The sequence below is a fragment of the Pseudonocardia sp. NPDC049635 genome (assembly GCF_040659795.1).
In the GTDB taxonomy this organism is placed as follows: domain Bacteria; phylum Actinomycetota; class Actinomycetes; order Mycobacteriales; family Pseudonocardiaceae; genus Pseudonocardia.
Map to the genome: position 1 here is coordinate 93,640 of NZ_JBFAON010000020.1, position 8,398 is coordinate 102,037.

Here is an 8,398-nt window from a genome sequence, read left to right on the forward strand (position 1 = left end):
GGGGCGTGACGGACGTGACGGAACCGCGGGTGGCGACGGAGCGGCACGGGCACGTGCTGCTGATCCGGATGATGCGGGCGGACAAGCGCAACGCGGTGGACGCGGCGATGACGGCCGCGCTCGACGAGGCGCTCAACGAGCTCGACGACGACCCGGACCTGTGGTGCGGGGTCCTCGCCGGGGACGCCGCGGCGTTCTGCGCCGGGACCGACCTGGCCGCGGGATCGGGCGGGCCGACACCGCGCGGCGGGAACTACGGCGTCGTCCGCCGGGACCGGCGGCGGCCGTTGATCGCCGCCGTCGAGGGCGTCGCCTACGGCGGCGGGTTCGAGATCGTGCTGGCCTGCGACATGGTCGTCGCCGGCACCGGTGCCCGGTTCGCACTGCCCGAGGTCGCCCGCGGGCTGGTCGCCAACTGCGGGGCGCTGTTCCGGACGCCGCGGCCGCTCCCGCTGAACGTCGCCAAGCAGCTGCTGGTCACCGGACGCCCGATCGATGCGCAGCGCGCGTACGCGCTCGGCCTGGTCAACGAGCTCGTGGCGGCCGGGGCGGCGGAGACCGCCGCGCTGGAGCTGGCCCGGCAGGTGTGCGAGAACTCCCCGCTGGCCGTGTCGGTGACGCTGCGGGCGCTGGAACGGGTCGTGTCCGAGCCGGACGAGCGCGGCTGGGCGGCGACCGACGTCGCGTCGGCCGCGATCGAGCGGTCCGAGGACCGGGACGAGGGGATCGCCGCGTTCCTGGAGAAGCGACCTCCGCGGTGGACCGGCCGCTGACCGGGACCGCCGGCCGGGACCGCTCCTGCGACGCCCGTGAACCGGGGGGCCGCTCGCGACAGGGGGACGCGACGACCGGCCGATTGCGCACCGGTCGGGCGGCGGGGAAGGTGCTGGCATGAACGACAGTGCCGCCCGTCCTGCCGGCCCCCATCCGGCCGGTGTCCCCGCCGACCTCACCGGGTTGTCGTTCGAACCGCTCACCCCGACCTCGTTCCTGGACCGGGCCGCGGCCGCGCACGGCGACCGGGTCGCCGTCGTCGACGGGGACCTGCGGCTCACCTACACCGAGCTGCACCGGCGGTGCCGCAAGCTGGCCGGTGGCCTCGCCGCGATCCACGGCGGCCGCCCGGTGGCGGTGCTGGCGCCGAACACGCACGTCGCGCTGGAGGCCACCTACGGCGTGCCGTGGTCGGGCGCCCCGCTGGTCGCGGTCAACACCCGGCTCTCGGCGGGCGAGGTCGGTTACATCCTGCGCCACTCGCGGGCCTCGGTGCTGGTGCACGATCCCGAGTTCGACGAGCTCGTCACCGAGGCGCTGGCCGGGCTCGACGAGCCGCCGCAGGTCGTGCGGGTCGGCGAGGACTACGAGCGGCTGATCAGCTGGGGCGAGCCCACCGCCGTCACCCCGGACGACGAGCGCTCCCTGCTGTCGATCAACTACACGTCCGGGACGACCGGCCACCCCAAGGGCGTGATGTACCACCACCGGGGTGCCTACCTGCAGGCGCTGGCGATGGTCGGGCACACCGGGCTGACACCGTCGTCGGTGCACCTCTGGACACTGCCCATGTTCCACTGCAACGGCTGGTGCTTCCCCTGGGCGGTCACCGCCGCCGCCGCGACCCACGTCTGCCTGCCGAAGGTGGAGCCCGCCCGGATCTGGGAGCTGATCCACGAGCAGGGCGTCACCCATCTCAACGGTGCTCCGACGGTGCTGTCGATGATCGCCTACGCGCCCGAGGCGGCACCGGTGCGGACACCGGTCCGGGTGGCGACGGGCGGGGCACCGCCCAGCCCGGCGATCCTGCGCCGGATGGCCGAGCTCGGCTTCGACGTCACCCACCTCTACGGCCTGACCGAGACGTTCGGCCCGGCGATGATCTGCGACTGGCGCCCCGAGTGGAACGACCTCGACGGGGACCGGCAGGCCAGGCTCAAGGCCCGCCAGGGCGTCGGGAACCTGATCTCCCAGGCCGTGCGGGTGATCACCGACGACGGGGCCGACGCCCCTGCCGACGGCACCACCACCGGGCAGATCGCGTTGCGCGGCAACAACGTCATGCTCGGTTACCTCTACGACGAGCAGGCCACCCGCGACGCCGCGCCGGACGGCTGGTTCCGGACCGGTGACATCGGCGTGATGCACCCCGACGGCTACGTGGAACTCCGCGACCGTTCCAAGGACGTGATCATCTCGGGCGGCGAGAACATCGCCAGCGTCGAGGTGGAGCAGGCCATCGCCGACCATCCCGCGGTGCTGGAGGTCGCGGTGATCGCGATCCCGGACGGGCGCTGGGGCGAGGTGCCCGCCGCCTACGTGACCCTGCAGGACGGCGCCTCCGCGACCGAACAGGAGATCGTCGAGCACGTCCGCGCCCGGCTGGCCCGGTTCAAGGCGCCGAAGCGGGTGACGTTCACCGAGCTGCCGAAGACCTCCACCGGCAAGATCCAGAAGTTCGTGCTGCGGGACGCGGCGTGGGCCGGCCACGAGCACCGGATCGGCTCCTGAGCGACCCGGGCCGGGCTCAGGAGCCGGACCGCCACTCCTCCCACGGGATGGTCCAGTCGTAGTAGAGGCCGTCCCGCGGGGTGAGCGGCTCGGAGCTGCCGGTGACCTCGACCGGGTCACCGAAGGTCGCCATCGCGAAGAACTCCTTCGCGTCGGCGGTCGACAGGTTGATGCAGCCGTGGCTGACGTTGCGGTTGCCCTGGGCGTAGGCCGACGACGGGTTGGCGTGGATGAACTCGCCGTTGTTGGAGATCCGGACCGCCCAGTACTGCGGCTGGTCGACGTAGCCGTACGCCTCGTTGGTCATCAGGACCTTCTCCGACTTGGCCATCACCACGTGCACGCCGGAGCGGGTGACCCGGTTCGGGTCGGACTCCAGCCCGTAGGACGCGTCGTAGCGGGCGATCTCCCGACCGTCCTCGACGACGGCGATCTGGTGGCTGCGGGTGTCGGCCTTCACGATCCGGCTGGTGCCGATGGTGAAGGTGCGGTCGACGTCGGCGGTGGCCCAACCGGCGTCGCCCAGGTCGAGCCCGCGCAGCGCGGCCCGCACCCGGACCTGGGTGCCCGACGGCCAGTACTCCTTGGGCCGGTAGTGCACGCGGGAGCCGTCGGCGTCGTCGGGCATCCACCGCCAGGCGCCCTCGACCGGCGTGGACGTCTCCACCGACAGGGTCGCCGTGACAGCGGCCTTCGCCTCGTCCGACAGGTCCGCCGGGAAGCTCAGCGCGACCGGGGCGGCGATGCCGACCTGCGCGCCGTCGCGGATGTTGAGCCGCGCCTCGATCTCGTTGTCCGGGTCGACGGTGCTGAACGCGTCCTCGGCCAGCGGGCGGCGGGTGCCGTCGCCCCGCACCCAGGTGCCCGACCAGCGGTACGTGCTCCCGAACTCCAGCGAGGCGGTGGCGGTCCAGCTGCGGCCGTCCGGGGACAGGACACCGGCGACCGGGCCCTCGTCACCGGTCAGCGCGACGCCCTCCAGGTGCCCGGTGCTCACCGCTGCCCGTACCTGGCCGCGCGGCGTGACCGGGGGCCCGGGGCGGGGGACGGTCGTCACGAACGCGGGCAGCTGCGGCGCCGGCGGCCCGGCGACCGGCCCGGCGAGGTTGCGGGCGACCACCCCGCCGAGCCCCCCGCCGGCGACCGCCACCGTGGCGCCCGCGACCGAGGCGACCAGCACGACCAGGCCCGCGATGAGGAACACGAGGCTGCGCCGGTGCAGCGAACGTCGCCGGCGCGGCGTGTGCCGGCCACGTGACTGCTCCCAGGACCTGGACCTCGACATGCGCTGATGATCCCCCGGGCGTCACCCGTGCGAGGTCACCGACACGTCACCGTTCGGTCACCGGATGCGAGGCTGGGGCCATGAGCTACGACGTCGCCGCCATCCGCAGCCGGTTCCCGGCGCTGCGGGCCGGGATCGCGCACTTCGACGGTCCCGGCGGATCCCAGGTGCCCGACGCCGTGGCCGGTGCGGTCGCCGGTGCGCTCACCTCCCCGCTCGCGAACCGCGGGACGATCACCGGCGGCGAACGGGCCGCGGACGCGATCGTGCACGGGGCCAGGGCCGCGATGGCGGACCTGCTCGGCGCCGACCCGCGCGGCGTGGTGTTCGGGCGGAGCATGACCGCACTGACCTTCGACCTGGCCCGGACCCTGGCTGCGGGCTGGGGACCGGGCGACGAGATCGTCGTCACCCGGCTCGACCACGACGCGAACATCCGGCCCTGGGTGATCGCGGCCGAGGCGGCCGGCGCCACCGTCCGGTGGCTGGACCTCGACCCGGACACCGCCGAGCTCGACGACATCGGGCCGCTGCTCTCGGAGCGGACCCGGCTGGTCGCCGTCACCGGGGCGTCGAACCTGGTCGGCACCCGGCCGGACGTCCCGGCGATCGCCGCCGCCGTGCACGCCGCCGGGGCGCTGCTGATGGTCGACGGCGTGCACCTGACCGCGCACGAGCCGGTGGACGTACGCGCCATGGGCGCGGACTTCTACGCCTGCTCCCCGTACAAGTTCCTGGGCCCGCACTGCGGGGTGCTCGCCGCCGATCCGGCGCTGCTGGAGACGCTGCACCCGGCGAAGCTGCTGCCCGCCACCGACGCCGTACCGGAGCGCTTCGAGCTGGGCACCCTGCCCTACGAGCTGCTGGCCGGTACGACCGCGGCGGTCGAGTTCCTCGCCGGGCTCGACACGGCTGCGACCGGGGACCGCCGGGTCCGGCTGGTGACGTCGATGACGGCGGTGTCCGCGCACGAGCGGCCGCTGCGCGAGCGGATCGAGGCGCACCTGGCGACGCTGCCGGGGGTGACGGTGCGCTCCCGCGCCTCCACCCGGACACCGACCCTGCTGGTGACGGTCGAGGGCCGCGAACCGGGGGAGGTGTACCGCTACCTCGCCGAGCGGCGGATCGCGGCGCCCGCCTCGTCGTTCTACGCCCTGGAGTGTTCGCGCCGGCTCGGCCTGGGCGACGGCGGAGCACTGCGGATCGGGCTGTCCTGCTACACCGACGACGGCGACGTCGACCGGCTCCTGGAGGCGCTGTCCGCGCTCGTCGGGAACTGACCGACGTATGTGAGACTGTTCAGGTGATTCGATCTCGGTGGCTGGTCACCGCATCGCTGTCCCTGTTCCTGCTCGCCGGGTGCTCGGCACCCGCGACCGCCCCGGAGCAGGCGGCCGCCGGGTGTGTCCCCGGCGCCGGTGACCCGCCCACCACCGACGTCCCGTTCTCCCACGCCACGAACGTCGAGATCACCGGCGGTGACGGCTACCGGGTGCTCAGTGTCCGCCAGCCCTACCCGGGCGGCACCGCGCAGTCGGTGGTGCTGCTCGGCTGCGAGCAGGACGCGCCGGCGCTCCCGGCGGACCTGGCCGGCGCACCGGTGCTGCGCACCCCGGTCGACGGGATCTTCGCCTACTCCACCACCCAGCTCCCGATGATCACCGAGCTGGACGTGCTGGACCGGCTGACCGGTGTCGGGTCGCTCGACCTGATCAGCGACCCGGCGGTGCGTGCGCACGTCGAGTCCGGCGGCGCCGTCGAGTTCGGCCGCAACTTCGCGATCGACGCCGAGCGGGTCGTCGCCGAGGACCCGCCGGTGCTGCTCACCGGCGGCGAGGACGACCCGGCGCTGCCGGCGCTGGCGACGGCCGGGATCCCCGTCGTGGGCTGGGCCGACTACCTGGAGACCGGCCCGCTCGGCCAGGCCGAGTGGATCAAGGTGATGGGTGCACTGACCGGCCGGGACGACGAGGCGGCCGCCGTGTTCGACGGGATCGAGCAGCGCTACACCGAGCTCGCCGAGCGGGTCCGCGGCGCCGAGCCGACACCGATCGTCGCCGGCCAGCCCTACCAGGGCAGCTGGCCGGTCCCGGCCGGCGACTCGACGGCCGGGATCCTGTTCTCCGACGCCGGCGCGACCTGGTCGGGGGCGGGCGCACGGAGCACCGGCCGGATGCCGCAGACCCTGGAGTCGGTGCTCGCCGAGGACGGCGACGCCCGGATCTGGCTCGCCGACGGCCCCTGGGAGACCACCGCCGACATCGCCGCCACCGACCCCCGGCTGACCTCGGTCGCCGCCGCCGGGCCGGACGGGCAGGTCTGGACGCGGGACCGGTTCCTCGGCCCGACCGGTGGCAACCAGATCTACGAGCGGGGCGTGCTGCACCCCGACGAGATCCTCGCCGACCTGGTCGCGATCCTGCACCCGGATCTGCTGCCCGGGCACGAGTTCGTCTACTACCGGCAGGTGCCCGCCGGATGACGGGTGCCGCTCCGGGACGCCCGGTGACCGGCGCCACGCCCTCCCCGGTACCCGTACCGGACCGCTCCGCGCAGCGCTCCGGTGGCCGTGCCGCGGTCGCACTGGTCGTGCTGGGTGCCGCGGCGCTGCTGCTGTTCGCGCTGACGGTGTCGACCGGGTCGGTCGTGATCGGCCCGGCCAGGACGCTGTCGGCGCTGTTCGGCGTCGGATCCCCGGACCCGCGGCTGGACCTGCTGGTCACCGACCTGCGGGTGCCCCGTGCGGTGACGGCGGCTCTGGCCGGGGCGGCGCTCGGCACTGCCGGGCTGCTCACCCAGACCCTGTTCCGCAACCCGCTGGCCGAGCCCTACGTGCTCGGCGTCAGCGCCGGGGCGGGGCTCGGCGTCGCACTGATCACCACCCTCGGAGCGGCCGCCGGTGCCGCGGCGTTCGCCACCGGAGGCCTCGGCGCGGCACCGGTGCCCGGCGGGCGGCTCGGCATGGTCGGCGCGGCCGCGATCGGTGCCGCGCTCGTGCTCGGGCTGGTGCTGCTGCTGTCCCGGTTCGCCCGCTCGGCCACCGCGCTGCTGCTGATCGGCGTGATGCTCGGCTCGGCGATCACCGCTGTGGTCAGCCTGCTGCTGGTCTGGACCGACCCGGACACCGCGCAGCAGTACCTGATGTGGGGGCTGGGCAGCGTGAGCGGCGTGGCCCGCTCCGAGCTGCCGGTGCTCGGCGTGATCGTGGCGGGCGGGCTGCTCGCGGTGCTGTTGCTGGGCAAGCCGCTGGACGGGCTGCTGCTCGGCGACGACTACGCGCGCACCGCAGGGGTCGACGTCGCCCGGGTCCGGCTGGGTGTGCTGGTCGTCGCCGCCGTGCTGGCCGGGACGGTCACCGCGTTCTGCGGGCCGATCGGGTTCCTCGGCATCGCCGTGCCGCACCTGGCCCGGATGGCCGTCGGGACGTCACGGCACCGGGTGCTCATCCCGGCGACCGCGCTCACCGGGGCGGTGGTCGGGCTGGCCTGCGCGATCGTCGCGCACCCGCCGGGGGTGGGCACGGTGGTCCCGTTGAACGTGGTGACATCGCTGGTCGGGGCGCCCGTGGTGATCGCGGTGCTGCTCCGCTCCCGGCGCCTGGGCGGGGGTGCGTGGTGAGCGGGCTGGTGCTGTCCGGGCTGACCGTCGGCTACCGGGCCGAGGGTGCACTGCGCCGCGGTCGGGCGGCACCGGTGCTGTCCGGGGTCGACGCCGCGGCCGGGCGCGGCGAGCTGACCGTGCTGCTCGGGCCGAACGGCGCGGGCAAGTCCACGCTGCTGCGCACCCTCGCCGGGCTGCAGCCCGCACTGGGCGGCTCGGTCACCCTCGACGACGCCGACCTGCTCGCGCTGCGGGCCCCGGACCGGGCCCGGCGGGTCGGGGTCGTGCTCACCGACCGGCCGGACCCGGGCCTGCTGACCGGGCGGGACGTCGTCGAGCTGGGGCGGTTGCCGCACACCGGCGCCGGCGGCGTCCTGGGCCCGGCGGACGACGCCGCCGTCGACACCGCGATCGACGCGGTCCGGGCCGGGCCGCTGGCCGGGCGCCCGCTGGCCCGGCTCTCCGACGGGGAGCGGCAACGGATGATGGTGGCACGGGCGCTCGCCCAGCAGCCCTCGCTGCTGCTGCTCGACGAGCCGAGTGCGTTCCTCGACGTCGCCGCGCGGGTCGCCCTGCTCGGCCTGCTGCGCAGGCTCGCCCGCGAACAGGACCTCTGCGTGCTGCTGTCCACCCACGACCTGGAGCTGGCGCTGCGGCTGGCCGACCGGGCCTGGTTGCTCGACGGCGCGGGTGGGATCGTCACCGGTACCCCGGACGAGCTGGCGGCCTGCGGCGCGATCGGGGCCGCGTTCGACACCGACGAGCTGGTCTTCGACCCCGGTTCCGGCACGTTCCTGCTCCGTGCGGGCGCCGGGGCCTGAGGACCGTGCCGATGCCCGGAGGTCGACCACCGACAGCGGGGTGTGCCGGGGAGGCCTGTGCGAATGCCGTCAGGGGGAGCCACGGCCGGGCAGTTGGGCCGGGGCGGTCTGCGCCGGGTGCTGGTCGTGCTGTGCGCGACCGAGATCGTCAGCTGGGGCGTGCTCTACTACGCCTTCCCGGTGCTGG

General features: G+C 74.7%; 7 protein-coding genes and 1 pseudogene. 7 read left to right on the top strand and 1 reads right to left on the bottom strand.

Annotated elements, in window-relative coordinates; translation table 11 throughout:
- The first annotated feature begins 5 nt into the window (after positions 1–5).
- A complete protein-coding gene (locus AB0J24_RS21760; protein WP_358684099.1) occupies positions 6–773 on the top strand; it encodes an enoyl-CoA hydratase-related protein in 768 nt (255 codons plus the stop codon).
- Positions 774–891: 118 nt separating this feature from the next.
- Entirely contained in the window at positions 892–2,505 is a 1,614-nt protein-coding gene (locus AB0J24_RS21765; protein ID WP_358684101.1) for an AMP-binding protein, read from the top strand.
- Positions 2,506–2,521: 16 nt separating this feature from the next.
- On the opposite strand, the gene AB0J24_RS21770 is transcribed toward AB0J24_RS21765, so the two are convergent.
- Positions 2,522–3,790, bottom strand: coding sequence for an Ig-like domain-containing protein (locus AB0J24_RS21770; RefSeq protein WP_358684103.1), 1,269 nt, complete (start codon positions 3,788–3,790; stop codon positions 2,522–2,524).
- Between the two features lie 80 nt (positions 3,791–3,870).
- Between AB0J24_RS21770 and AB0J24_RS21775 the strand changes: the two genes are divergently transcribed.
- The 5 genes and pseudogenes from AB0J24_RS21775 to AB0J24_RS21795 all read left to right on the top strand — a co-directional run.
- Positions 3,871–5,070 carry a cysteine desulfurase-like protein gene (locus tag AB0J24_RS21775; RefSeq protein WP_358684105.1) on the top strand — a complete coding sequence of 400 codons (1,200 nt, stop codon included), beginning with the start codon at positions 3,871–3,873 and terminating at the stop codon, positions 5,068–5,070.
- A 23-nt stretch (positions 5,071–5,093) separates the two neighbouring features.
- Positions 5,094–6,272, top strand: a complete 1,179-nt coding sequence (locus AB0J24_RS21780; protein WP_358684107.1) for an ABC transporter substrate-binding protein — start codon at positions 5,094–5,096, stop codon at positions 6,270–6,272.
- Positions 6,269–7,408 (top strand): iron ABC transporter permease, encoded by a 1,140-nt coding sequence (locus AB0J24_RS21785; RefSeq protein ID WP_358684109.1) that lies wholly within the window; start codon positions 6,269–6,271, stop codon positions 7,406–7,408. The genes AB0J24_RS21780 and AB0J24_RS21785 overlap by 4 nt, the downstream gene beginning before the upstream one ends.
- Positions 7,405–8,211, top strand: a complete 807-nt coding sequence (locus AB0J24_RS21790; RefSeq protein ID WP_358684111.1) for an ABC transporter ATP-binding protein — start codon at positions 7,405–7,407, stop codon at positions 8,209–8,211. Before AB0J24_RS21785 ends, AB0J24_RS21790 begins: the two co-directional genes overlap by 4 nt.
- A gap of 63 nt (positions 8,212–8,274) precedes the next feature.
- Positions 8,275–8,398, top strand: a pseudogene (locus tag AB0J24_RS21795) (MFS transporter); the annotation flags it as partial.